This is a genomic window from Pseudomonas lalucatii (genome assembly GCF_018398425.1).
In the GTDB taxonomy this organism is placed as follows: domain Bacteria; phylum Pseudomonadota; class Gammaproteobacteria; order Pseudomonadales; family Pseudomonadaceae; genus Aquipseudomonas; species Aquipseudomonas lalucatii.
In genome coordinates this window covers 1407615-1430215 of sequence record NZ_JADPMV010000001.1, presented here as the reverse complement: position 1 = coordinate 1430215, position 22601 = coordinate 1407615, and the positions used below count along the sequence as shown (strand labels likewise).

The following is a 22601-nucleotide window of genomic DNA, read 5'->3' as shown; positions in this document are numbered from 1 at the left end:
TTGAAAGCGGGATTGAATACTCTGAGGCAAGGTCAAAGCGCGAATGAGAAGGTGATCCAGAGCTTGTCACCTTCAGGTTTGTTACGCGCATCGAACTCATGTTGGAACTTGCCGGAGATATTGAAGCCGGTGGGACCAGTGTACGAGACCTGGGGACCAAGGGCGTAGACTCGGCCCTTGAAATCGCCGAATACGGCGCCCCCCCCGCTATCACCCGTTACTTGCTGGTAAGCGTAACCGCCAACGCCTACTGCCCAAGGTCCCCAATGCTTTGCCGCTATGAAGTCGGCATGCAGTTCCTTGCCGGAACGGTAATTGGTGTCAGTGTTCTCGAAGTTGTAATCGAACATGGTTTTCATCGAGAACTCGTATCCGGCCGGATTCCTGTAAGTGAAGGCAAAAATCGGCTCTAGCGTTACGTAGTTGCGACCGATGTTTACCAGTTGGTCCTTGTCGTAGCGACCGGTCGGAAGATAGATGTCCATGCCGACCGCCCAATGCCAGTTGCCTGAATGCCAACCGATAGCAAACGGGTCAACGATGATGTCCCCCATTCCACCGCGCCGCTGACTGGCAAAGCCCATATCAAGATCAACGTTGACGTATGGAAGGAATGCGAGCATTGCCCAGTTACCGCCAAGGATCTTCTTATCGGAAACGTGAATAGCGCGTAAGACTGATGCGTAACTCTCCACCTTGAAGCTATCAAAGACCGGCGAGGGGTTGGCGAATTCATCAGCACGATAGTACGCATTGTAGCTGACTAGGTAATTACCCGGTGGCGGCAGCGCCGCAACCATGAAACTGTCAGCACCATTGGCGTAGGCACCACCACCACCTTCGGTCGCTCCTGCGAGCGGACACAGGGAAACGGCCAAAAAGAATATGCCTTGCCTCAATGACTTGAACATTGTCGTCACCTATTTATTTGGGATTGTTGTGGTGTACCGGTGAAGGTCAAGCTGATTAAATAGCTCGCCATTTTCCACGGGCTTGTACGTCAGCGACGAAGGCTTTGGATTTAAACGCCAGGCAGTGCCCACACAAACGAATAGAGGAAAGCTCGGATTGAGAATATCGGTCCCTAGGGATGGTCTTATATGGACGCCCCCCGGCAGCGGGCCGACCGCAGCAGTGGTCCCTCCATGAAGGAGAGGATCCTCACTGCCACGGCATCGACGTGCCAAAGTGGAGAGTGGTTAACCCGCGCCACTTGAGCAGGAGGATCCACCATGAAAGATAGCGTTATCGGGATAGACATTGCTAAGCAGGTATTCCAACTGCACACCGTCAATCAGAGCAGCGGAACAATCGAGCGGATCAATTTAAGACGTGAGGAAGTTCTGCCGTTCTTCGCGAACTATCCGACCAGCCTAGTGGCCATCGAGGCCTGTGGTAGTGCCCATTGGTGGGCGCGTCAACTGCAGCAGCAGGGACATGAGGTACGACTACTCGCCCCTCGCTCGGTACGGCCCTTTGTGCTGCGCAACAAGACGGATGCGGCTGACGCCCAGGCCATCTGGACAGCGGTGCAGCAGCCCGGTGCTTGCTTGGTTGCAATCAAGCAGGCGGATCAGCAGGCGATCCTTTCACTGCACCGTATCCGCGCGCAGCTGCTGAAATTTCGCATCATGCAGAGCAATGGCTTACGTGGCCTGCTTTACGAGTTCGGAATTGTGCTGCCAGAGGGTTATGCCCAGCTGAGCAAGTCCGTACCGGAGGCATTGGTCGCTGCTGAGCATCGGTTGCCTTCCATGTTATTGGACAGCCTACGCGATCAGTGGGCGCGGGTTATTCAGCTGGATGAGGAAATTCGAAAGATCGAACTCCGTTTGAAACAGTGCCTGCGCGAAAGCTCCGACTGCCAGAAAATTGCAGAGATTCCCGGAATTGGTCTATTGACCGCGACTGCCGCTGTCGCCTCACTGGGAGACGCGAAAACCTTTAATTCTGGTCGTCAGTTCGCTGCCTGGTTGGGACTGGTTCCTCGACAAACGGGCACCGGCGGTAGAGTCCGGCAACTGGGGTTAAGCAAGCGCGGAGATACCTATCTACGCACGCTGTTGATGCATGCCGCTCGTTCGATCCTGAATCAAGGGCATCGGTCAGCGTGGGCTGAAAGCCTGTTAACCAGGCGGCCTTATAACGTGGTAGTAGCCGCAGTGGCTAACAAGCTTGCCAGAACCCTTTGGGCCGTGTTGGCCAAGGGCTCTACGTATCGAGCCGAACTCTTTACGGCATGCCCTACGGGGAAGTGAAAACAGTAACCCACAGACTTCACAAGGAGCACAGGCGGTAAGCACGTGATGGCGAAATAGGTCAGACCGTGACGGAGTGAACCTGATAGGGATTGTGGGCCAAGGTAAGCGTCCAGCCAAGTCACCTTCCGAACTCCCGCATTAAGGGCGATGGTGTCCGCGTATTTTTAAGCGGACGCGATAGCCCTTATCGCCGGGATTTCCATGCGCCAACGAAGCTCTTACCCCAAGCCGTTCAAGGCCCAGGTTGTTCAGGAGTACCTGCAACCCGGTGCGAGCGTATCCAGCATTGCCATTCGCCACGGTATCAACGCCAACGTCATTCGCAAGTGGCTACCGCTTTATCGAGATCAACTGCCAGCTGCGTTGCCGGCGTTCGTTCCAGCGAGGGTTACGCCCAAACGACCGGCTGAAGCAGCGGTGATTATCGAGCTACCGCTTGGCGAGCAATCGGTCACGGTGAAATGGCCAGCCTCCGATCCTGAAGGATGCGCCCGTTTTATCCGTGGGCTCGCCCAGTGATCCGCATCGATACTATCTGGCTCGCCACCGAGCCGATGGACATGCGTGCCGGTACCGATACCGCGTTGGCGCGTGTGGTGTCCGTGTTCGGTGCGGCGAAGCCGCACTGCGCTTATCTCTTCGCCAATCGCCGCGCCAACCGCATGAAAGTCCTGGTGCATGACGGCGTGGGGATCTGGCTGGCCGCGCGGCGGTTAAACCAGGGCAAGTTTCACTGGCCAGGCATCCGCCACGGTTCGGAAGTCGAACTCGACGCCGAGCAACTTCAGGCGTTGGTTCTGGGTTTGCCCTGGCAGCGCGTAGGTGCAGCCGGCGCAATCACAGTGCTGTAGTACCGGCCATTAGCCCATCGGTGTATCTGCGCTGACCGCCTGCTCTGGCACAATCAGCGGCATGAATTCCTCCCCCAATCTCGATCAACTGACACCTGAGCAACTGCGCGAACTGGCCGCGCAGTTGCTCACGCAGGTCGATGTGATGGGCAAAAAGATCCACCGCGATCAAACAATCATCGTGCAGCTCACCCATGAAATCGCCTGGTACAAGCGGAACAAGTTCGCCAAGCGCAGCGAGCAACTGAGCCCTGACCAGGGCAGCCTGCTTGATGACCTGCTCGACACCGACATCGCCGCCATCGAGGCGGAGCTGAAAGCCGTCAATCTCCCAGTTGCTCCAGCCGAACCGCGCCAACAACCCAAGCGCACACCGCTGCCAGCGCAATTTCCGCGCACCGTGATTCGTCACGAGCCGGAGAACACCCAGTGCGCCTGCGGCTGCCAGCTGCAACGCATCGGTGAAGACGTCAGCGAAAAGCTGGATTACACGCCGGGCGTGTTCACCGTTGAGCAGCACGTGCGTGGCAAATGGGCCTGTCGCCAGTGCGAAACCCTGATCCAGGCACCCGTGCCGGCCCAAGTGATCGACAAGGGCATCCCCACCGCCGGCCTCCTGGCTCACGTGATGGTGGCCAAATTCGCCGACCACCTGCCGCTGTACCGGCAGGAGAAAATCTTTGGCCGTGCCGGCCTGGCCATCGCCCGCTCGACACTGGCGCAGTGGGTCGGACAAACCGGCGTGCAGCTCCAGCCGCTGGTCGATGCCCTGCGCGAAGCCGTGCTGGCCCAACGCGTGATCCATGCTGATGAAACCCCGGTGCAAATGCTCGCGCCGGGCGAGAAGAAAACCCATCGGGCTTACGTCTGGGCCTACAGCACCACGCCGTTCGCCAACCTGAAGGCCGTGGTGTACGACTTCAGCCCCAGCCGTGCCGGCGAGCATGCGCGCAATTTTCTGGGTCAGTGGAATGGGAAGCTGGTCTGCGACGACTTCGCGGGCTACAAGGCCAGCTTCGAGCAAGGCATCACCGAAATTGGCTGCATGGCCCACGCCCGCCGCAAGTTCTTCGATCTTCACGCTGCAAACAAAAGCCAGTTGGCCGAACAGGCACTGCACGCGATTGGCGGCTTGTACGAAATCGAACGGCAAGCACGGGACATGAGCAATGAAGAACGCCGGCGAATACGGCAGGACAAAGCCTCACCGATCCTCGATACGCTGCATGACTGGATGCTGGCCCAGCGTGATCTTGTGCCCAACGGATCGGCCACGGCGAAAGCCTTGGATTACAGCCTAAAACGCTGGGTAGCGCTGACGCGCTACCTGGAAGATGGAGCTGTGCCCATCGACAATAACCAGGTCGAGAACCAGATCCGGCCATGGGCACTTGGGCGCTCGAACTGGTTGTTTGCCGGGTCGCTACGCAGCGGCAAACGAGCGGCGGCGATCATGAGCCTGATCCAGTCGGCGCGGATGAATGGGCATGATCCGTATGCCTATCTCAAGGACGTGCTGACACGCCTGCCGACGCAGCGGGCGATTGAGATCGGCCAACTGTTGCCGCATCAGTGGGTACCTGGCTGAATCACGCAAGGTGAGTTCGGCGGACGCTTACGTTCATACGTCCTCCTCTGCCGGCCAAGTGTTGATTGTGTCTTTCATTTTTCCATGCCTTAGCGCTATTCCAATGGGGTCAGCCTATTGGCGCTAGGTCTGATGGCAAACAGGCTAAGTCGTAGATGGGCGGGGAGGGTAGGGGGCGGCGATTTTCAAGGTACTGGCGCCGTAGGTAGTACGGTGCCAAATGTTCTGTAGATAGATACCCCATGACGAACTAGGGGCGATTCACATGTAAGTTTCACCGCAATACCCATAACGCTTAGTGACCGGTGAAAGCCTATGTATTGATATAAGCCGATTGCCTATGTGACAGTCGCCGCATCGCACTAGTCAAATGCGCTCTGGCACTTTCGGCATCCCCCTGACGCATCTGCTCGTAAGTGCGTTGTGCAATTTCGTGGGGTACTGGTTTGAGCTCGCGATGGGTCGACATTGCCAGCAGTTGCACTTGGGCAGCGCGTTCCAGGTAATACAGATCGTCCCAGGCTTCGGCAATAGTCGGGCCCGCAACGATCACACCGTGGTTCTTCAAAAACAGCACGCCGGCATCACCCATGACGCTGGCAATCCGATCACCCTCTGACTCATCGAGTGCCAGGCCGTTGTAGTGCTCGTCTACCGCCGTCCGCCCGTAAAATTTCAACGCGGTCTGCCCAAACCACAACAGCGGCGAACCTTGCAGCAAGCACAATGCCGTGGCGTGAGGCATGTGCGTATGAAACGCCACTTTCACCCTTGGCAGTTGTTTGTGAAGGCGCGCGTGGATATAGAACGCAGTTGCTTCAGGCTGACCTTCGCCGGCCACGACATTGCCATGGAAGTCGCAGACCAGCAGATTGTCCACGGTAACTTCCTCGAACGCATACCCGTACGGGTTCACGAAAAATAAATCATCGCGTCCCGGCACCATGGCGGAGAAGTGATTACAGATCCCCTCCTCCAAGCCGTGCAGCGCTGCAAGCTGAAAGCACGCGGCTAATTCCGAGCGCGCAGTGACGACGGCGGGCGCTTCAAGGTCCAAGTCGGTGTAGCGGGCGGTACGCAGACCGCCTTCAAGGGTATGCGCCATGGCAATGACTCCGCGGGTTACCAGCCAAGGGATTCGAACAGCGGCACGACTCGATCGAGGGTGCTAACTGTCGCATCGGGTCGATAGTCAGGCAGCAATTGCCGACCGGTACCGCGGTCGATCCAGACGCAGCGAAACTGCATGTCGCGCGCGGCGGTGTGGTCAAGGTGCGGGCTGGCACAGATGTGCACCACTTCATCACGGCGCACGCCCAACTGCTGGTGAGCGTAGTCGAACAGGCGCGGATTGGGCTTGTAGGCACCGGCCTGCTGGGCGGTGATGACCCGGTCAATGTGCCCACCGAGCTGCGCGACGTTGCCGGCAATGATGTCGTCATCGGTGTTGGACACGATGCACAGCTTGAAGCCCATAGCCTTGAGGCGTGCGAGCGTGTCGAGTACTTCAGGAAATGGCGGCATCTGCGGAATCGCCCCGACCAGCTGCTGGCTGTCCTCGGCCGAACTGGGCAACTCCAATTCCTCCAGCGCAAGCTGCAACCCCAGCGTGCTCAACTGACGGAACGAACGGTGCGGCGGCGTCTGTTCCAGGCGATGTTCGTGTCGGTCGTACACGTCGATCAGGCGATTGGCATCGACACTGTACTGCCCCTTGGTGCCGAGGATTTTCGCGGCGACCGCCTGCAAGCCCTCGTCCCATTGAATCAAGGTGCCGTAGCAATCGAATGTCAGCCATTCGGGACGGGAGGTATTTTCGAATTTCATGCTGTTCTCCTCTATGGGGAAACTCAGCTTACGAGTGAATGCTGTTAGCTGGAAATTAAATTACCATTCATGGGTCAGTTGAAAAACAAATATCAAGGATTCCCCATGCTCGACCTCGAACTGCTCAAGACTTTCGTGTGCGTGGTTGATGAGGGCAGCTTCACACGAGCCGCCGAACGCGTGCACCGCACCCAATCGACTGTGAGTCAGCAGGTGCGCAAACTGGAAAAAATGGTCGGCCACACGCTTTTGTTTCGCGACCGGACGGGGCAGAACATCAGCGTCAACGAACACGGAGAAATGCTGATTCAGTACGCCCGGCGCATGCTGGCCATGTCCTCGGAGGCACTAGAAGCCCTTGCCAACGATGTCGACCCGGAAACTCTGCGCATTGGCGTGCCGGAGGACTTCGACTCACGACGCATGACGAGTATCCTCGCCGGCTTCAAGTGGGTCCGCCCCAAAGCGCGACTGGAAACCATCAGCGGCATGAGTACAGATCTAAAGCAGAAACTTGCTATAGGCGTCATTGACATCGCATTGGTCAAACGTGAGCCAAACAGCGGGCCTAGTTGGGCAACATGGCCGGAGCGGCTGGTGTGGGTTAGGGGGGTAGGTAGCAACTTCGCCAACGGTGTCTTGCCATTGGCGTTATTCCCGCAGGGCTGCATTTATCGGCAACGAGCGATCCGCTTGTTAGATGTGGTACAGCGGCCTTGGCGGGTTGCATTTGGCAGTCATAGCCTGACGAGCATACAGGCAGCGGTGGCATCAGGGCTGGGGGTCTCGGTTCTGCCCGCTTCGGCGGTACTGCCAGAACATACAGTGTGTATGGATCTTCCTGAATTGGCGCCGACCGAGTTGGCGCTGATCAGTCGCGAAGGCACTCTGACCGGATTGCAGCGCGGGCTGGTAGAGTTTCTACGACAAGAACTAGGCGAGTCATCCAATTAATCAACTTCTGCTTTGGCAAATGCCTGGGAAGAACTAACTCAGCAGATCTACCAGATATCAGCGTGTGCCTTTCCCAGAACTCACGCAGCTCCAATGCTGCAAGTGGCCATCTATCCGATCAGCCTGGGCCAGAAGCGGACGCTTCTGGCCGCTTTCTGCCCGTTGTGACCGGCAGTTCGCGATCCAATATCGCCCCTGTCAGGCGCACATATCCCCATGGCACCACGAGCTATTCGGCCATCAGCGTGGTAATCCGGTTGACGCTGATAATCTGCCCGCTCCAGATCATCTCGAAATGCGCGGCCTGGATGACTGATTTTACGGGGCGTGGTGTCATCAGTGCCCAGCAGATCTTGCCGGGTGAGCGGACCGAGTTATAGCGCAGGCCTGGGCATTTCGCTCGCTTGGTCTCGCTTCCCAGTTGATGCGAGTGCGTGTAGTCGTCGGGGGCATAGATGGGGTCAGACAGCGACACCGCTGTTGCGTCCCGCATCCCGGCATTGGTGAAGCTGCAGGTCAGCCCACGGAAGACGAAGCGCTCGTAATTCAGGTCCGGCACGTTCGACCAGTAGCGTTCCTGGTGATGGCGCACTTCGGCAATGGCGGTGTCCATCCTGTCGGCCAGGTAGAGCACACCGAAGCTGCCATTGCTGAAGCGTGAGCCGGCCGGGTTCACATGGGTGAAGGGCGCGGTGGCGTAGGAGCATCCCGGAATACCGAACGGGATCTGCTCGCGGGAGATCAGCTCCAGTCGGCCAACCTCGTTCTGCAACCTGGGGTTGGTCAGAGCCTGCAGCTGGTAGAGCACCTCGAAGTCTGCGGCGTCGGCCACGTCATCGAACAGGGCGATGGGGGGGAACTTGGAGTTGACCAGGCGGTAGCCCTGCAGGCTGTCGCCCTCCAGGGCGGCGAGGCTGCCGAGCCTTACCATTGGGCACCGCGCAGCGTATCGATGCGCCGGAATGTCTCGTACAGCGAGATCATGTCGCCCTGGGCCATGACCTCCAGCGGCGCGCGCCCGTTGAAGAACTCGTTGTGGTTCGCCATCGAGGCGAAGCCGTAGACGTTCTCCGGGTTGTCGAACACCAGGCGCAGTGCCGCGTGGATATTCAGGACGAAGCTGATGCGTTGCATCTGGTCGGCGTCCAGGCTGACCGACCACGCCGAGTCCTGTTGCCGGGCCCGGGTGTAGGTGCTGCGCGAGATGCGCAAGATGCGGCAGGCCTGCTCGCAGGACGCCCTCCACCTGTCCAGGATGTTCAGCGCCGCACGTAGGCCCGCCACGCATTGGCTTTTCGAGAAACTCTGGGCCTGGCTGGCGGTTGTCATGGCGGGTGCCTCAATTTTGATCTGTAGAGTCAAATCTAGCACCCGTGCATCTGTGGATCAAAGAGTGGTTGCTTCATCGCGGTCTCAGCGGGCCTCCACCTTCGGTGCCTGGGCGGGTATTGAGAAGGACGTGACGGGGTAGGGGGTGTAGGGTGTGCCCTTGCCCATGAAGCGTATGCGTTGGGCGTCGCCCACTGCATTGCATTGGGCGTCGCCCAGCTTGGAACGGTCCGCCCGGCACTGCAGGTTCAGCTCCTTGAGACGCTCGGGGTTCTCGGCGAGAAATTCGGCCGACTCGAACGGCATAGGCTTTTCGCACGCGCTCAACAGCAGCGCGCTCAGTAGCAACCAAATCTTGTTCATCAAGCGATCTCCTCTCGTGATGTTTGTGCGGGCAGCAGTGCCCGTTCCTCGGCCGGGCTCAGCCGCCCGATAAACCGGGTGAGTTGTTCGGACAGTTCGCCCTCACGCCGCACCAGGTAGGTGGTCAGCATTGCGGTGCAGCCGGCCAGCGGCCGGGCCACTACGTCGGGATTGTTGAGCCCGGTGATCTTGGCCAGGCTGGAGAAGCCCAGCCCGTAGCCCGCCGCCACCAGCGCCATCATCAGGTCCAGGGTCGGTACGCGATCGGCGATGGTCAGGCGGGTATTCACAGAGCCCAGCACGTGCTGCAGTTGCTGCCAGAAGCCTTCGCAGACCTGGGGATCGCAGAGCACCAAGGGATAACGCACCACCTCGTCGAGCGGCACCTGCCGATAGCTCAGCAGGGGATGGCGGGCCGGTACCGCCACCACCAGTGGATCGAACCAGACCGGCTCGGCCACCAGGCCGTCGTCGACTTCGGCGGATTGGGCCAGGCCGATGTCGAACAGCCCGTCGTTCAGCCCTCTGACCAGCTCGCTGAAGCTGACCTCCGCCAGGCAAATCTCTACCTCGGGCTCCTCCTCGCGGCACTTGGCGAGCAGGGCGACCAGGCGTGCCTGCGGGATGCCGTCGGACAGGGCGACGCGGATGCGCCCGCGGTAGCCGGCCGCGGCACTCTTGACGCTGGCCTTGGCCTGGTCGACCACGGTCAGCACCCGACGGGCCTCCGCCAACAGCACCTGGCCGGCCCAGGTCAGGCGCGTGCGCCGCGTGGTGCGCTCGAACAGCTGCACGCCCAGGCGGTACTCCAGTTCCTTGATGATCCTGGACAGCGGCGACTGTTCGATATGCAGGCGCGCGGCCGCCCGGGCGAAGTGCAGCTCCTCGGCGACGGCGATGAAACAACGAAGATGGCGCAACTCCATGCCCACACCTCCTGGCGATGAATCAGTTGTAAGGTTCGGCTTGCACGTCGCCTGTCCAGCCCGGCTGACGACGCAGGTTGACGAGTTGCAGCAGGGCACCGAGGGCGGCCACGCCGCCGGCGCTGACCGCCAGGGTCCAGGTGGGCATTTGCAACAGCAGGACGAAGCCGCCGGCCGCGGCGCCGATGGCGCTGCCCAGGTAGAGCGCCGATTCGTTCAGGGCGATGGCCAGGTTGCCGTCGCCCTGGGCCTGGCGCGCGAGGATCAGCTCGTTGTTCTGCGGCACCTGCAGGGCCCAGCCGACGGCACCCCACAGGGCGATGGGCAGCATCACCAGCCAGGTGCTGAGGGCCGCCGTCAGCGGCAGCAGGAAGAGCGACACGGCGAGGATCAGCATGATGGCGAAGGTCAGCACCGGGCCCTTGATGCGGTCCACTAGTGGGCCGATCAGGAAGCTGCCCAGTACGCCGCCGATCCCCCAGACCCACAGGTAGGGGGTGACCGAGCGCACCGCGCCATAGGCCGGGTCGGCCAGCAGCGGGGCGATGAAGGTGTACATGCCCAGGCTGGCGATGGCCGCCAGCAGCGACACCAACAGGATCACCAGCACATGGCCGTCGCCGAGGATCGTCAGCTTCTGGCTCAACGTGCTGGCGGTGGCCGCCGGCAGCGCCGGGAGTTTCAGCAACAGGCCGAAAAGGGCCAATAACCCGAGCCCGGTGACCAGCCACAGGGCAGCCTGCCAGCCCAACTGCTCGGCGATCAGCAGGCTGAGCGGCACGCCCAGTACCACGCCGCTGGCCATGCCGCCCATGATGATGGCGATGGCCTGGCCGCGGCGTTCCGGGGTGGACACCGCCGTCGAGGCGCCGATGCCCATGGCCAGGTAGACGCCGGCGCCGATACCGGCGATGGCGCGCCAGACCATCAGCGCGGTGAAGCTCTCGGCCAGCGCGCTGGCGGCGTTGGCGATGACGAACAGGCCCAGGGCCAGCAACAAGCCGGCGCGCTGGCGATGGGCCGGGGTCAGGGCAACGAAGATCGGCGAACCCAGGCCGTAGGCCAGGGTGAAGGCGGTGACCAGTTGCGCGGCCACCGCGACGGAGACGGCGAACGAGGCCTCGATCAGCGGAATCAACCCGGCGGTGACATAGGAGGCCATGCCGAGGGCGAAGGCCCCCAGCGCTATCAGGTAGATGGGGGATTGCTTGGGTGTGTGCATGCTCATGCTCGCTTGCGCTCCAGGGCGGCGCGTGGGTGGAACAGCTGAAGGCTGTAGCGTCTGGTACAAGTCTCTGCGGCTTGGGAGGGCTATTCTTCTTTGGTTATATGAGGGTTACAATTTGACTGTTTATGCTGTTACTGGAGGTAATCGGATGAGCGCATCGCGCACACTCGAGCGCACCCGGACGGAGCTGGCCGAGTTCCTGCGCAGCCGTCGTGAGCGCATCTCGCCGGAAAAGGTGGGGTTGCCCGCCGGCAGTCGGCGGCGCACACCGGGGCTGCGCCGTGAGGAGGTCGCCGCTTTGGCGGGGGTGGGGCTGTCCTGGTACACCTGGCTGGAACAGGGGCGGGACATCAGCGTGTCCGCCAGCTTCCTCGACAACCTCTCGCGCACGCTCAAGCTGGACGCGACCGAGCGCCGGCACCTGTTCCTGTTGGCCCACCAGCGCTTGCCGCCAGAGCCGGGGCGCACCTGGTGCGTGGTGCCGCCGCTGATCCACCGGCTGATGGGCGACCTGCCGTCACGGCCGGCCTACGTGCTCAACCTGCGTTGGGATGTGCTGGCCTGGAACGCCGCGGCGGATCGGCTCTTCGGTTTTTCGGCGCAGCCGGCGGAGCGGCGCAACCTGCTGTGGCTGCTGTTCACTGCGCAGCCCATGCGCGAGCTGTTCAACCCCTGGGAAGAGCAGGCGCTGCAGATCCTCTCGAGCTTTCGCCGCGACTTTGTGCGCGCGACCCAGGACCCGGACATCGTCGCCCTGGTGAAGGACCTGGAGAAGGCCTCGCCCGACTTCAAGGCCTGGTGGCGGCAGCAGGACATCCACGGCCCCTGCCAAGGTGTTCGTCACCTGCACATCGAGGGTATCGGCCCGGTCGACTTCGAGCACACCACCCTGACCATCGACGAGGATCGCCACCTGCGCCTGGTTTACTACGCGGCGAAGGAGGGGCGGCCGCAGAGCCAGACCTTCGAGCAGTGGCTGCAGCAGGAGCCGGCACTGGTGTAAGCGTGAACTCCGGCTGCTCAGCCAATCGCCGGCCCGCGCTGGCGGCCCAGTTGCCAGGACACGCCGTGGCCATGCACCACGGCGGACAGGCGCTGTCCGAGCTTTGGCTCGATCACCGGCTTCCAGGGCACCAGGCTGAAACCAACTCCGTCGTCGAGCATTGCGAAACGCCCACTGGCCAGTTGTACGCTGCGCCGGTAGACCCCGCTGACCCGTTCGCCCTCAACCAGGGGGCGGTACTGCATCCCCGTCTGGCTCGAGATCTGCCGTGCCGCCGTCGTCAGCTCGCGCCCACGCAGGGTGGCCAGCAGGTTGCGTGCCAGCACGACGCGTTGATCCTGGCGCTCGGCCAGGCCCAGTTCCACCAGGAAGTCGGCACGCTGCCTCAAGGCTTCACGCACCTCGGCGCCGAAGCCCTTGTCATTCAGTACCAGACTGCCGCCAAGCAACTGCTGGTCCAGCCAGGTCGCACCGACAGCACGCACCTGCCGCTCCACTGGCAAGGGCGTACGCAGTTCGACCGCGACCTCGCCGAGGCGGCGGGCGTCGTGTTGCCGGCCCCGTTCCGGCAGGTCGGTCGGCACGCGCCAAACGCCCTCGGCCAGCCGCTCGACGATCCCGGCCCGGCGCAAGGCTTCCAAGCGCCGCACATGGCGTTCGACCAGGGCCTCTGGGGTATGCCCCTCGCTGGCCTGCGACTTGGCCAGTGCCAAGTGCCGGTCGCTGCGGTAAATACCGTTCACCGCCAGTGCAGCAATAGCGCGATCCACGGTGCGCGGCTCGCTCAGACTGCGCGCCTCGACCACTGCACCGATGGGGTAGTCGGCCAGCTCCGTGCGGGCCGGCAGGGCCAGGTAGTAGGCCTTGCCGTCGAGACCATCGACCACCAGGTAACCACGGTCGTGCAGTTCATCGGCCAGCCCCTTGGCCACCACCCGGCCGATCACCTCGGATCTGTTTCCATTCGGCTCGAAGACCGCCAGCTCGCGCTGCGTACCGCCCATGGCGCGCTGCAGCGTACGCACGATATCGCCGCGTTCACCTAGGGCCCGTAGGGTCGCCTCGGTGTCGTCATGCATGAGCCATTGTCCCGGTCGAACTTCATGGGCCAGATCCAGCCGCTGCAGGTGCTGCAGGCGACCGATCAGCAGCTGCCGGCGCGGATGGCTGGCGAGCATCTTCAGGCTCAATACGCCGGCTTGGCGTGCGCGCAGCAGGGTGCGATCCAGGCTGGTGAAGCGCTCCTGCTGCACCTCGCGTTGCAGGCCCTGCTGGATCTCCAGTTCGGTGCGCGGGCCGAGCCACTCCGTGGCCAGTTCGGCGGCGCGGTTACGCATGCCCTCGGCGATGTAGTCGCGGGCGATCACCAGGTCCTTGCCGGTATCGTCCTTGCCGCGCAGGACGATGTGGGTGTGCGGGTTGTCGGTGTTCCAGTGATCCACCGCCACCCAGTCGAGACGGGTGCCCAGGTCGGCCTCCATGCGGCTCATCAGATGGCGGGTGTAGGTGCGCAGGTCGTCGAGTTGCTCGGCGTCCTCGGGCGAGACGATGAAGCGGAACTGGTGGCGGTCTTCCCGGCCCCGCTCCTCGAAGGCTTCGACGTCGGCCTGGTCGGTCAGCGGGCCGTAGGCCTGGCCCGGATCGCCCTCGCGACTGACGCCGTCGCGCTCGATGTAGCGCAGGTGGCTGGCAGTCGAGCGCTTACCCGCCTGGCGCAGGTTGACCAGACGGGTCTTGATGGTGACGCGGCGGGCATTGGGCGACAGTTGCTGCGCGCTGAAGCGGGCGGCGACATGCCCGCGGCCGAGACGGGCGCCGGGCTGGTGGCCCGCCTTGCGCGGCTTGCCGGTACCGGCCTTGTTCGCCTGGCGCAACACCTGGTTGATATAGGTCTGACTGCGTTGCTTCGGCGCCCCCGGTCGGGGACGAAAGCGTTCTTCGCCATGCTGATCGCGTTCCTTGCTCATGCTGATGACTCCTCCAAGTTGATCGCAGTGCGGCGTGCCAGGCACGCTCGTAGGCCAGTGGTGATGCGGGCTGAACACGATCGCGGCACCTTGAAAAACAGGCTCTGTGCCGTCTCCAACCCCCGTGCAGACTGCTTTCCAGGGCCACGAAGTGCCGCCCCCTTTTATCTTGCCCTCCGCTTTTCCTCTGCCTTGGCCTGTCCCGGGTGTTTGATCAGGGTGATCAGGTTGCGTGCCGACGAGTGTCCGACCCGGTGGGCAAGGGCAGTTCTGCCGAGAGAGTGGCGGCGCGCGATTGCGTATGCCGAGCACACAAAGCCGGCAGGCGGATCGACGCGAAAGCGACTGGCTCATCGACGCGACTCCTGCCACAAGAGCTGCGCCCGGCCGATCACCGCGTCGACAGACACCGGGCCGAAGTAGCGGCTGTCGAACGACTCCGGGTGGCTGCCAAGCATGAACAGTTCATCGCCAACCAGGCGCCGGCAACCTGTCCAGGCTGGCAGCGCGCGACCCTGTCGATCTCGTCGCAAACGCCTGGCCACCAGCTCGCCATCGATGCGCACCTGATTGCCCTGCACGCACACGTGCTGCGGCGCCGCTGCCGCCATCGTCTTCAGCAGCGGCACGTTCGCCGGCAGGTAGCCACGCCGTGCCGCCAGTGTCATGGCCTCCGGTGGTAGATGAATCAGCAGCAGATCGTCCGCTGAAGCCGAGCTGGTTGGCGTAATGCGGTACCAGCCGATGGGCGCGCTGTCGGAGGCGTTGTAGACCAGCCATGGCGGCGACTTCGCGAGCGCCGCCCAGCCCAGTGCAACTAGGCCGCCGGCTGCCAGGGCCAGAGGCCAGCGCGCACAGCGAGTGCCCAGCCTCATGACATGGCCTCCGGGTATTCCCGCTCCAGCACCTCGCGCAGCAACTGCGCCACCGTTACGCCGCGATTGAACGCCGCCAGCTTGATCCGCGTGCGCAGTGCCGGCGTCACGTCCAGCGTCAGCCGCGCGGTGTAGCGTGCGGCCTTGCCGCTGTCGACGGCGGCACCTTGGCGTATCCAGGCCTCGGCCTGCGGGTCGGCCAGCGGACGTGCACCGATACCGATGCGCTTGCCACTCATGTTGACCACCCCAGCAGCTCGTCGACCAGGCGGCTGACCTCGCGCGCGGCGGCGCTGTCCGGTGCCAGTTCACGGGCCAGGCGACCGGCCGCCACGCTCTCGGCGAAGACGATGCGCTGACGCACCTCGGCCTGCAGCGCCGGCAGCGGTTGCTCGGCCAAGGCGCCGCGCGCCTCGCGGCCGATCACCGTGGTGCTGACCCGGCGGTTGATGGCGAAGGCCGCGCGCAGCGTGGGCCTGAACAGCTGCGCCTCGCGGATCAGGTTGACCATCTCCGCACTGGCCCACAGGTCGTAGGGGCTGGGCTGCACCGGGATCAACACGCGCTCGGCGGCTAGCAACGCCGAGCGGGCGAGGGCGGCGATGCGCGGTGGCCCGTCGATGATCAGGTGGTCGGCGCGGCGCGCCAGCTCCGGCGCCTCCTGGTGCAAGGTCTCCCGCGCCAGGCCGACCGCGCTGAACAGCCGGGGCAAGCCCTGCTGGCTGCGTCGCTGCGTCCAGTCCAGGGCCGAGCCCTGCGGGTCGGCATCGAGCAGGATGACGTTGTGGCCGCGCAGGGCCAGTTCGCCGGCGATGTGGGTGGCCAGGGTGGTCTTGCCGACCCCGCCTTTCTGGTTGAGCAGGGCGAGGATCATGGCCAGATTTCCCCGTGCAAGCGACAGGATCTAACCGTTGTCCACAACCGGGGCCTGCCCCAATAACAAGTTAGAGCTTTTAAGTTAGTTAAGTTAAGGGCGGCTGCAGGCCGCGCCAGCCGTGGCCTGCAGAGGAGTTTGTGCGCCTGATGGCACGATAGTGATGCGCCCGATAGCACGAGTCCGCTTGCGCCTGATAGCACGACTGAATTCACAGCTTTTCCCGAAGTTATCCCCGTGCCGTCTACGGCAAGGCCCGGAAGCTCAGCAGTTCGGTCGAGGGACACAGGCGCACAACCTCCAGGCGATACCCCGGCAGTGACTGACGAACGACCAGCGCGCGCAGATCCTTGGCGAAGTCCGAATAGCGCGCCGAGCTCCCCGACTTGCGGTACAGGTGGCGAAAGTCGAACTGCCAGCCGCCCTTCTGCTTGCCGCCGTGCTTGCGCACCAGGCGGTACAGCCAGCGCTCGATGCCGCCGGTGAGGCGGAAGTAGGCCGGGTCGATGGTCAGCACCAGGGCCTGATCCAGCACCCCGCGGTAGAACCAGTCCGGCAGGATCAGTTCGATGCCCAGCGGCCGGCCATCCGCCGCGGCCAGCTCCTTCCACTCGTTGATCCAGGAAAAGCGGTGCAGGCGTCGGCCGCTGGGCGCGCGAAGCGAGGTGGCCACGCTGGTGGACTGCAGTCGATCCAGGGCGGCCTTCAGGCGCTGGTAGTCGCGCAGCGAGGTGCCGCGGCCGATGAAGCGCAGGATCTGGTAGGGCGTCGCGCGCATCAGCCGCGAGGTGGGGATGCCTGCATCGCGCGCCTCGACCAGCTGGCTGGCCGCCCAGATCAGGATGTCGGCATCCCAGATGGTGGCGATGCCATGCTCCAGGGTGCCCTCCACGCGCACCCTCACCTCGCCCGAGCGAAAGTCGATGGGCACGGTACGGCGCGACTTGGCCAGGGAGAAGAACGGGTGCGCCATCAGGTCCTGGGCGTCGCGCGGCGCCAGATCGCCCGGCAGGGCACGAAACAGCTCCAGCTGCCCGCTCTGCGCCGGCAGGACACGTACGTTGCGATTCATGGGCGAGGGCTTCACTGCTCATCACGCTGGGCTCCCGGGTGGCGGTCGAGGTACTCGGGGTCGAAGGTGGTCTCGAAACTGCGTTCACCGGCCCAGGCCTCGAGATCGGTGAGCGCATACATCACCCGCCGGCCGAACTTGTGAAAGCGCGGCCCGCCGCCGATCACCCGCTGCTTCTCCAGGGTGCGCGGCGACAGGCGCAGGAAGGCCGCGGCTTCGTGGTTGGTGAGGTAGCGCGGGGAAGGGCAGGCCTGGGGCGTGAGCGCTTCACTGGCGCGCTCCGTGGGCCTCATGGCGTGGGCCGTCGGCCCGGCCTTGCGGTGCAGCGGGGCGTCGAGATCGATGGGCTGCGGGTGACGGGAAAGCTCGGGTGAGCGCGACATGGGGGTGTCCTCCGTTGACGTGGGAGGTGCACCGTGCGGCACTCGTCGTGGTTGATCATGCCGGGTTGGGTCTGGGCGAATGCGAAGGCATGAGGGGCGTGGATCGAGACCCACACAGTCTGAGTGCTGACCGAGTACGCCGAGCTACGCGAGCGACTGGCGGCCGTAAACTCCCGTACTCAGATAGACGCGCGCAGCACTACGGTTTTGCGGATCTACGGCTTTCTGTAGAACCTGAACTACGTATTCACGGATTTCCGTAAATCCGTAGAAGCGTAAATCCGCATCCCCACGAATCCGTAGATCCGTGGATACGGATCTACGGATTTGGGTAAAGACGTAAGACCGTAACGGTCTGAATCAGCATCCCCACAGGGCGACGGCTTCAGGCTGAGCGCCAGGTGCTCGCACCGTGGATCAGCCTCCTGGGTGGGGCGCGCGGGTGGCCGACAGGACAGGGGCGCAAAAACCCAAGGCACCGGGTTGCCCCGGTGCCTTGGGCTCAATCTAGCGATTCCGGAACACGTGCACCTGCTCGAAGCCGGTCTCCAGGGTGAACACATCGCCGCCCATCTCCAGGTCGCGAGCCATGGCGCGGTAGTCGATGTAGAGGGCCAGGTGCTGGGGAATGCTGCTAGTTTCCTCTGTCAGCTCCTGGGCGTAGTCGGCCAGCGAGCTGTAGCAGCCGCAGTAGTCTTCCTCGGCCGCCTTGCGCGCGTGCTCCAGGTCGTTGAAATGGGCGAGCAGGGCGCCGCCGAACTCGGGGTACTCCTCGATAAAGCAGGCAACCTCGTGAGCGCTCTCCAGGCCTGCGTATTCACCGAGGCGATAGCCGTCGAAGCCCTCGAAGTCGTGGATGGCGTACTCCTCCGCATCCTCGACCGGCGAGGCTGCCAGCATGGCGTCGACCTGCGCCTGGATGGCGTCCAGCTCCTGGGTGGCATCGATCCAGACGCCATGCAGGTGACCGGCGTTGTAGGCGGCCAGGTCGGCAACGTAGATCCTGATGTGTTCGCTCATGGCGTTCGCTCCTTGGTCTTCTGGGTTCTGCGCTTGCGCTGCGCATGAACCCCTGCCGACTAGGGCGACTAAGGCGGTGGTGAAAAAATCAGGAAAAATCGCGGAGGCTCCACCCCGCACAGCGGCAGGGTGGAAACCGTCTATTTTTCTTGATTTTGAGGGGGCAAGAACCCCTGCTTCTGTCAGCTGAGCTGGCGGCAGCGCCGGCTCAGCGATTGGCCTAGAGGCTCAGGGTCACATCCCTGAGCGGCTCCACCCCACAGTGGGGTGAGCACAGGCGCTGGTGGATGCGGCTGAGAAAGCCCACCTCGAAGGCGCGGCGTTCGATGGCCCGGGGCAGGTGATCGCGCTCGGCGATCATCGCCGCCCAGAGCCAGCCGCTGCGCGGGTTGTCGAGCCAGGTTTGGGCAAAGCTCACGCCCCGGTTAAAGGCTGGCCGACAGTCCGCAGCCCAGTTGATTTCCATGCCGGGATGGCCGTCGTGCGGTGGCAGCAGGGTGACGACACCTTTGCTCATGATGCGACACCTCCTCGCGCTTCCGACAGCGCGCGGCGGTACAGCACGACCAGCTCGTCCAGCAGGTCCAGGGCCGAGTAGGCTGCCACCCGTACACGCAGGTCATCTGGCTGAAAGCCGTCCGGCTCGGCCAATTGATCCAGCAAGTTGCCGAGCATGGTGGCGCGCAGTTCGGCGGCCGCTTCGACGGGCAGGGGGGAAGGCTCGGATTCGTGCAGCGGACTCGGCTGCCGCGGGAAGGGCACAACGCAGGTTTCGAACTCAGCCATGGCGCACCTCCTGGATGGAGGCAAACAACAAGGCCAGAGGCCCAAGGCGGAGCCCTTGGGTAAAAAGGGGGTAGCGCATTCCTTATGCTCCTTGGTTCGATTAAGGAGCCACTACCATCCGTTGTCACGCGGATTGGTGGTGGACCGCACGGGGGTGACAACCGGGAACCAAGGGAACCGGCCAGGCCGAAGCCTGCCCCGCACGGCCCACCATAGAAAAGCGATAGCCGAGCACAAACGTGCTTGCTAGTCACCTAAGGTGCTACCGCGCCCTTGCTTCACAGGTTGTCACGCCCGGCCGTGGGATTGACCACGACGGGCGCACTCTAGCCTGGGGTTTTCAGGATGGCAACATGCTGGGGCGTAGATGGTGTGAGTCGAAATCGTCCCACAAGGGTGTTCTATGTAGTTGGTCTGTCCCTGACGGTGGGTTAAGTTTTTCTTCGGCCACCGTAGGTGGTAACCCATCGTTGTTTGTAGGTGGTAACCCATCGTTGTTTGATGCGGCCTGATCCGGTTGTCTGGAGTGGGCGTTCTGATCGGACAGTTCGGTCAATTCGCGCTCGAACCCCTTCAGGGCCGTGGCCACGCCCTTGCGACCGGCAAGGCGAGCGACGCCATCATGCGGTAGGTTTCGATTTCCAGTAGATGCTTGACCATGCGGCCGAGCCGATAGGCGTTCAACGTCTTGTTGATTAGCGGGATGCGGTTCACGCCGTCAGGTGATAGCCGGGAGTCACTCCAGACAATGGCATCCGAGGGTGTCCGAGCAGTTTGGGAGCATGGGCAATTTGGCGTGAAAACGGTTCTGTTGCGAGCCGGACTTAGGAAGGGCAGGTCGGTGCGAGCTGGCTGAGACCCGTAATCGGGAGAATCTCGAGCGCTACTGCCAACAAAAGTTGGCCGCGGTGGTTCTGACTTTCTGCAGGGCTTGGTTATTCAAGGCCTACAGATCACCGACCGTATGGGGCGCTGGATTGGCCTAGTTGACGGCATTCGCTATTCAGAGCGCTGGTATATGCCCGACTATCCAGGGTGTCCGACGGGATGCCCTGAGTTGAAACGGCCCCCGAAACGGCCCCCAATCTTGTGAGGGGATACTTGGTAGGCTTGGAGGCTGCATAAATTCTGGAGCGGGCGAAGGGAATCGAACCCTCGTCATGAGCTTGGGAAGCTCAGGTAATGCCATTATACGACGCCCGCGTTTGCGGGTGACTTTGTACCAGAACTCGTCGGCGAAAAGAAGCCCGCACCGAGCGCGATGTGCTGCGTCTCGGTGCTACTGCGGCTCGCTGTCAGCTCTCATACGGCGATCGCATGCCGCAGTTCCGGGTGTCCGCGGTAGGCTTTTTCGCGCATGGCCGGGCCCTGCAGGAAGCCCAGCAGCACGGCGCGGCTCTGCAGCCATGCGCCTTTGTGTTCCATGTCGAGGAAGTGCCCGGCATTGTCGATGATGGCGAACTGGCAGTCGCGGAGGTGCTCGGCGAACAGGCGCACGTCTTCGGCCGAGGTGTATTCGTCGTGTTCGCCGTTGACGAACAGAAGCGGAATCTCGATGGCCGCCAGGCAGTCCATCTGGCAGTGGCTCTCCATGTGCACCACCTGGTTGACGTGCGCGTACATCTGCCGGTATTCGTGCTCGTCCAGGCTGCTGATGTGGCGGTGGTTGAAGCGCTTGAACAGCGACGGCAGGTGCTTGCCGATGGTGTTGTTGACCAGATGGCCGAGGCTACCGCCATCGACGGCCTTCAGGTCGACCAGGCCCTTTTCCAGGTAGTCGAGCATGGGCTCGTTGAGCAGCGGCGAGAACGAGGTGATCACCGCCTTCTCTATGCGGGCAGGACGTTGCGACAGGGCCATCATGGCCGCCACGCCGCCCCAGGAGAACGACTGCAGGTAGTCGACGCGGAAGTGTTCGATCAGCTCGAGGAGGATGCCCGCCTCTTCCTCCTTGGTGACCGGGCGACTGTGGTTGTTGTGCACCTTCGACTGGCCGGCATAGGGCTGGTCGTAGAGCACCACGTTGAACTGCTCCTGCAGGTACTTGACCGTCTGGGCGAAGGCGGCTGTGGTGGCCAGCGAGCCGTTGACCAGAATGATGGTCTTGCGGGCGGCGGGGCTGGCGTAGAACTCCGTATGAACCTTGTATATCCCTAGAACATCGACGACAGCGGTGGCTGGCTTCATGTTGCTTCCCTCCTGGCACAAGATTGACGTGGCAAGCGGCGAGGCCGTTTTGCCGGACAAAGTAGGACAGTTAGGAAAGCGCCTGGACATGACAAGCCAATGTCAGGCTGGAGTATTTTAAAAGTTATTTATTTTCAATCAGTTAGAGTTGAAATAGAGCATCCGCCCAGCCCTTTCATGAGGGGCCGAGGAGGCGTCTGTAACCAGGCAGGAACCCAATTTGCGCAGAGCGCAGGCAACCGAAAGAACGCTTAGACGGCTCTTGTGACCTCGTGGTCACTTCAAGACCTTATGGTTCGATTTAAGCAGCGGCGCCGTGACAGTTGCAAGTCTCTATTCCATTTCTTTCTTGCCGTTGGTCGGCCAGTCCGCCTGGCGATGTGACGCGCGGCGCCGTTCGCGTCAGTCGGCGGCGAAGCTGGCGACTTCGGTGGCCGTGAGGGCGCGGTAGTGGCCCGGCGCAAGCAGCGGGTCGAGCCGCACTGCGCCCATGCTGAGCCGGTGCAGGCCGACGACCCTGTTGCGGAAGTGACCGAACATGCGCTTGACCTGGTGGTAGCGGCCTTCGTAGAGCGTCAGACGCGCCTGGCGGGGTGCCAGGATGTCCAGCACGGCGGGCTGGGTGACGAGGTCCTCGTACTGGAAGTACAGGCCACGCGCGAACGCCTCGACGCAGATCGGGTCGATCGGGTCCGCGGTATCGACCAGGTAGACCTTGGGCTGCTTGCTCTTCGGCAGGGTCACCCGGCGCGACCACTGCCCATCGTTGGTGATCAGCAGCAGGCCGCTGGTGCTCAGGTCGAGGCGCCCGGCCAGGTGCAGGTCATGCTTGTCCGGCTCGTCCAGCAGGTCGAGCACGGTGCGGTGTTCGGGGTGGACCGTGGCGCTGACCACCCCGGGCGGTTTGTGCAGCATGAAGTAGCAGGCGGCTTTGCCGGCTTGCAGCACTTCGCCGCCGTCCAGCTCGACCCGGCTGAACACGCTCACCTCGCTGCGGCCGTCGCGGCTGATCTGGCCGTCCAGGCGCACGCTGCCGCCGGCGAGCAGGCGGCGTGCATCCTGGCGGTTGAAGCGCGGCAGATTGCTGAGGAAGCGATCGAGGCGCAT

Annotated in this window: 26 protein-coding genes and 1 tRNA gene; 6 read left to right on the top strand and 21 right to left on the bottom strand. The window is 62.7% G+C overall.

The annotated features are described in order from the left end of the window. Window positions 1–32: 32 nt before the first annotated feature. Entirely contained in the window at window positions 33–911 is an 879-nt protein-coding gene (locus tag I0D00_RS06435; protein WP_213638920.1) for a SphA family protein, read from the bottom strand. A 321-nt stretch (window positions 912–1232) separates the two neighbouring features. Here I0D00_RS06435 and I0D00_RS06430 point away from each other — a divergent pair, with 321 nt between their 5' ends. The 4 genes from I0D00_RS06430 to tnpC all read left to right on the top strand — a co-directional run bounded on the left by I0D00_RS06430 (window position 1233) and on the right by tnpC (window position 4700). Continuing rightward, entirely contained in the window at window positions 1233–2258 is a 1026-nt protein-coding gene (locus tag I0D00_RS06430) for an IS110 family RNA-guided transposase (protein ID WP_213638919.1), read from the top strand. Window positions 2259–2462: 204 nt separating this feature from the next. Continuing rightward, entirely contained in the window at window positions 2463–2780 is a 318-nt protein-coding gene (gene tnpA / locus I0D00_RS06425; protein ID WP_213638918.1) for an IS66-like element accessory protein TnpA, read from the top strand. After that, entirely contained in the window at window positions 2777–3112 is a 336-nt protein-coding gene (tnpB, locus tag I0D00_RS06420) for an IS66 family insertion sequence element accessory protein TnpB (RefSeq protein ID WP_338050395.1), read from the top strand. Before tnpA ends, tnpB begins: the two co-directional genes overlap by 4 nt. 61 nt (window positions 3113–3173) lie before the next feature. Then, window positions 3174–4700, top strand: coding sequence for an IS66 family transposase (gene tnpC, locus I0D00_RS06415; RefSeq protein ID WP_213638916.1), 1527 nt, complete (start codon window positions 3174–3176; stop codon window positions 4698–4700). 313 nt (window positions 4701–5013) lie between these two features. On the opposite strand, the gene I0D00_RS06410 is transcribed toward tnpC, so the two are convergent. Both I0D00_RS06410 and I0D00_RS06405 read right to left on the bottom strand, forming a co-directional pair. Further along, on the bottom strand, window positions 5014–5805 hold the full coding sequence (locus I0D00_RS06410) for an aldolase (RefSeq protein WP_213638915.1): 792 nt from the start codon (window positions 5803–5805) through the stop codon (window positions 5014–5016). 17 nt (window positions 5806–5822) lie between these two features. After that, complete coding sequence (locus tag I0D00_RS06405; protein ID WP_213638914.1) at window positions 5823–6527, bottom strand: haloacid dehalogenase type II; 705 nt, start codon at window positions 6525–6527, stop codon at window positions 5823–5825. Window positions 6528–6632: 105 nt separating this feature from the next. On the opposite strand from I0D00_RS06405, the gene I0D00_RS06400 reads away from it, so the two are divergent. Further along, window positions 6633–7481, top strand: a complete 849-nt coding sequence (locus I0D00_RS06400; protein WP_213638913.1) for a LysR family transcriptional regulator — start codon at window positions 6633–6635, stop codon at window positions 7479–7481. 229 nt (window positions 7482–7710) lie between these two features. Here I0D00_RS06400 and I0D00_RS06395 read toward each other — a convergent pair whose 3' ends face one another. The 5 genes from I0D00_RS06395 to I0D00_RS06375 form a co-directional block, all read right to left on the bottom strand. Continuing rightward, on the bottom strand, window positions 7711–8412 hold the full coding sequence (locus I0D00_RS06395) for an RES family NAD+ phosphorylase (RefSeq protein ID WP_213638912.1): 702 nt from the start codon (window positions 8410–8412) through the stop codon (window positions 7711–7713). Further along, window positions 8406–8810 carry an antitoxin Xre-like helix-turn-helix domain-containing protein gene (locus tag I0D00_RS06390; protein ID WP_213638911.1) on the bottom strand — a complete coding sequence of 135 codons (405 nt, stop codon included), beginning with the start codon at window positions 8808–8810 and terminating at the stop codon, window positions 8406–8408. Before I0D00_RS06390 ends, I0D00_RS06395 begins: the two co-directional genes overlap by 7 nt. Before the next feature lie 84 nt (window positions 8811–8894). Then, on the bottom strand, window positions 8895–9173 hold the full coding sequence (locus I0D00_RS06385; protein ID WP_213638910.1) for an EexN family lipoprotein: 279 nt from the start codon (window positions 9171–9173) through the stop codon (window positions 8895–8897). Further along, window positions 9173–10099: a LysR family transcriptional regulator gene (locus I0D00_RS06380; RefSeq protein ID WP_213638909.1), complete on the bottom strand. Its 927-nt coding sequence runs from the start codon at window positions 10097–10099 to the stop codon at window positions 9173–9175. The genes I0D00_RS06385 and I0D00_RS06380 overlap by 1 nt, the downstream gene beginning before the upstream one ends. Window positions 10100–10121: 22 nt before the next feature. After that, window positions 10122–11321: an MFS transporter gene (locus I0D00_RS06375; RefSeq protein WP_213640235.1), complete on the bottom strand. Its 1200-nt coding sequence runs from the start codon at window positions 11319–11321 to the stop codon at window positions 10122–10124. Between the two features lie 154 nt (window positions 11322–11475). Between I0D00_RS06375 and I0D00_RS06370 the strand changes: the two genes are divergently transcribed. Beyond that, window positions 11476–12330, top strand: a complete 855-nt coding sequence (locus I0D00_RS06370) for a helix-turn-helix transcriptional regulator (RefSeq protein WP_213638908.1) — start codon at window positions 11476–11478, stop codon at window positions 12328–12330. A 17-nt stretch (window positions 12331–12347) separates the two neighbouring features. On the opposite strand, the gene I0D00_RS06365 is transcribed toward I0D00_RS06370, so the two are convergent. From I0D00_RS06365 to I0D00_RS06305, 13 genes are all read right to left on the bottom strand, one after another. Next, on the bottom strand, window positions 12348–14297 hold the full coding sequence (locus tag I0D00_RS06365; protein WP_213638907.1) for a relaxase/mobilization nuclease and DUF3363 domain-containing protein: 1950 nt from the start codon (window positions 14295–14297) through the stop codon (window positions 12348–12350). A gap of 350 nt (window positions 14298–14647) precedes the next feature. Next, on the bottom strand, window positions 14648–15172 hold the full coding sequence (locus I0D00_RS06360) for a S26 family signal peptidase (RefSeq protein ID WP_213638906.1): 525 nt from the start codon (window positions 15170–15172) through the stop codon (window positions 14648–14650). Next, on the bottom strand, window positions 15169–15411 hold the full coding sequence (locus I0D00_RS06355; protein WP_213638905.1) for a hypothetical protein: 243 nt from the start codon (window positions 15409–15411) through the stop codon (window positions 15169–15171). The genes I0D00_RS06360 and I0D00_RS06355 overlap by 4 nt, the downstream gene beginning before the upstream one ends. Continuing rightward, window positions 15408–16046, bottom strand: a complete 639-nt coding sequence (gene parA, locus I0D00_RS06350) for a ParA family partition ATPase (RefSeq protein WP_213638904.1) — start codon at window positions 16044–16046, stop codon at window positions 15408–15410. Before parA ends, I0D00_RS06355 begins: the two co-directional genes overlap by 4 nt. A gap of 244 nt (window positions 16047–16290) precedes the next feature. Further along, window positions 16291–17118: a replication initiator protein A gene (locus tag I0D00_RS06345; protein WP_213638903.1), complete on the bottom strand. Its 828-nt coding sequence runs from the start codon at window positions 17116–17118 to the stop codon at window positions 16291–16293. An 11-nt stretch (window positions 17119–17129) separates the two neighbouring features. Beyond that, window positions 17130–17411: a helix-turn-helix transcriptional regulator gene (locus I0D00_RS06340; RefSeq protein WP_246533240.1), complete on the bottom strand. Its 282-nt coding sequence runs from the start codon at window positions 17409–17411 to the stop codon at window positions 17130–17132. 597 nt (window positions 17412–18008) lie between these two features. Continuing rightward, window positions 18009–18521, bottom strand: coding sequence for an antirestriction protein ArdA (locus tag I0D00_RS06335; RefSeq protein ID WP_213638901.1), 513 nt, complete (start codon window positions 18519–18521; stop codon window positions 18009–18011). Between the two features lie 220 nt (window positions 18522–18741). Beyond that, window positions 18742–19038: a LasR-specific antiactivator QslA gene (locus tag I0D00_RS06330; RefSeq protein ID WP_213638900.1), complete on the bottom strand. Its 297-nt coding sequence runs from the start codon at window positions 19036–19038 to the stop codon at window positions 18742–18744. Further along, the gene (locus I0D00_RS06325; RefSeq protein WP_213638899.1) at window positions 19035–19307 is read right to left on the bottom strand and encodes a hypothetical protein; all 273 of its coding nucleotides are present in this window, start codon (window positions 19305–19307) and stop codon (window positions 19035–19037) included. The genes I0D00_RS06330 and I0D00_RS06325 overlap by 4 nt, the downstream gene beginning before the upstream one ends. Window positions 19308–19880: 573 nt before the next feature. Continuing rightward, window positions 19881–20057, bottom strand: coding sequence for a DUF3422 family protein (locus I0D00_RS21440; RefSeq protein WP_338050421.1), 177 nt, complete (start codon window positions 20055–20057; stop codon window positions 19881–19883). A gap of 379 nt (window positions 20058–20436) precedes the next feature. Then, window positions 20437–20510, bottom strand: a tRNA-Gly gene (locus I0D00_RS06315). Between the two features lie 99 nt (window positions 20511–20609). Continuing rightward, entirely contained in the window at window positions 20610–21494 is an 885-nt protein-coding gene (locus I0D00_RS06310; RefSeq protein ID WP_213638898.1) for an alpha/beta fold hydrolase, read from the bottom strand. A gap of 402 nt (window positions 21495–21896) precedes the next feature. Further along, on the bottom strand, window positions 21897–22601 hold the full coding sequence (locus tag I0D00_RS06305; RefSeq protein ID WP_213638897.1) for a pseudouridine synthase: 705 nt from the start codon (window positions 22599–22601) through the stop codon (window positions 21897–21899).

What these genes read in the sequence shown, in the direction of transcription:
- I0D00_RS06395 (WP_213638912.1), bottom strand. Translation starts at nt 8,412, where the DNA reads ATGGTAAGGCTCGGCAGCCTCGCCGCCCTGGAGGGCGACAGCCTGCAG.
- tnpA (WP_213638918.1), top strand. Translation starts at nt 2,463, where the DNA reads ATGCGCCAACGAAGCTCTTACCCCAAGCCGTTCAAGGCCCAGGTTGTT.
- I0D00_RS06365 (WP_213638907.1), bottom strand. Translation starts at nt 14,297, where the DNA reads ATGAGCAAGGAACGCGATCAGCATGGCGAAGAACGCTTTCGTCCCCGA.
- parA (WP_213638904.1), bottom strand. Translation starts at nt 16,046, where the DNA reads ATGATCCTCGCCCTGCTCAACCAGAAAGGCGGGGTCGGCAAGACCACC.
- I0D00_RS06410 (WP_213638915.1), bottom strand. Translation starts at nt 5,805, where the DNA reads ATGGCGCATACCCTTGAAGGCGGTCTGCGTACCGCCCGCTACACCGAC.
- I0D00_RS06405 (WP_213638914.1), bottom strand. Translation starts at nt 6,527, where the DNA reads ATGAAATTCGAAAATACCTCCCGTCCCGAATGGCTGACATTCGATTGC.
- tnpC (WP_213638916.1), top strand. Translation starts at nt 3,174, where the DNA reads ATGAATTCCTCCCCCAATCTCGATCAACTGACACCTGAGCAACTGCGC.
- I0D00_RS06435 (WP_213638920.1), bottom strand. Translation starts at nt 911, where the DNA reads ATGTTCAAGTCATTGAGGCAAGGCATATTCTTTTTGGCCGTTTCCCTG.
- I0D00_RS06380 (WP_213638909.1), bottom strand. Translation starts at nt 10,099, where the DNA reads ATGGAGTTGCGCCATCTTCGTTGTTTCATCGCCGTCGCCGAGGAGCTG.
- I0D00_RS06355 (WP_213638905.1), bottom strand. Translation starts at nt 15,411, where the DNA reads ATGAGTGGCAAGCGCATCGGTATCGGTGCACGTCCGCTGGCCGACCCG.
- I0D00_RS06370 (WP_213638908.1), top strand. Translation starts at nt 11,476, where the DNA reads ATGAGCGCATCGCGCACACTCGAGCGCACCCGGACGGAGCTGGCCGAG.
- I0D00_RS06330 (WP_213638900.1), bottom strand. Translation starts at nt 19,038, where the DNA reads ATGAGCAAAGGTGTCGTCACCCTGCTGCCACCGCACGACGGCCATCCC.
- I0D00_RS06335 (WP_213638901.1), bottom strand. Translation starts at nt 18,521, where the DNA reads ATGAGCGAACACATCAGGATCTACGTTGCCGACCTGGCCGCCTACAAC.
- I0D00_RS06385 (WP_213638910.1), bottom strand. Translation starts at nt 9,173, where the DNA reads ATGAACAAGATTTGGTTGCTACTGAGCGCGCTGCTGTTGAGCGCGTGC.
- I0D00_RS06400 (WP_213638913.1), top strand. Translation starts at nt 6,633, where the DNA reads ATGCTCGACCTCGAACTGCTCAAGACTTTCGTGTGCGTGGTTGATGAG.
- I0D00_RS06360 (WP_213638906.1), bottom strand. Translation starts at nt 15,172, where the DNA reads ATGAGGCTGGGCACTCGCTGTGCGCGCTGGCCTCTGGCCCTGGCAGCC.
- I0D00_RS06305 (WP_213638897.1), bottom strand. Translation starts at nt 22,601, where the DNA reads ATGCGCCTCGATCGCTTCCTCAGCAATCTGCCGCGCTTCAACCGCCAG.
- I0D00_RS06325 (WP_213638899.1), bottom strand. Translation starts at nt 19,307, where the DNA reads ATGGCTGAGTTCGAAACCTGCGTTGTGCCCTTCCCGCGGCAGCCGAGT.
- I0D00_RS06375 (WP_213640235.1), bottom strand. Translation starts at nt 11,321, where the DNA reads ATGCACACACCCAAGCAATCCCCCATCTACCTGATAGCGCTGGGGGCC.
- I0D00_RS06390 (WP_213638911.1), bottom strand. Translation starts at nt 8,810, where the DNA reads ATGACAACCGCCAGCCAGGCCCAGAGTTTCTCGAAAAGCCAATGCGTG.
- I0D00_RS06430 (WP_213638919.1), top strand. Translation starts at nt 1,233, where the DNA reads ATGAAAGATAGCGTTATCGGGATAGACATTGCTAAGCAGGTATTCCAA.
- I0D00_RS06340 (WP_246533240.1), bottom strand. Translation starts at nt 17,411, where the DNA reads ATGAGGCCCACGGAGCGCGCCAGTGAAGCGCTCACGCCCCAGGCCTGC.
- I0D00_RS06310 (WP_213638898.1), bottom strand. Translation starts at nt 21,494, where the DNA reads ATGAAGCCAGCCACCGCTGTCGTCGATGTTCTAGGGATATACAAGGTT.
- I0D00_RS06345 (WP_213638903.1), bottom strand. Translation starts at nt 17,118, where the DNA reads ATGAATCGCAACGTACGTGTCCTGCCGGCGCAGAGCGGGCAGCTGGAG.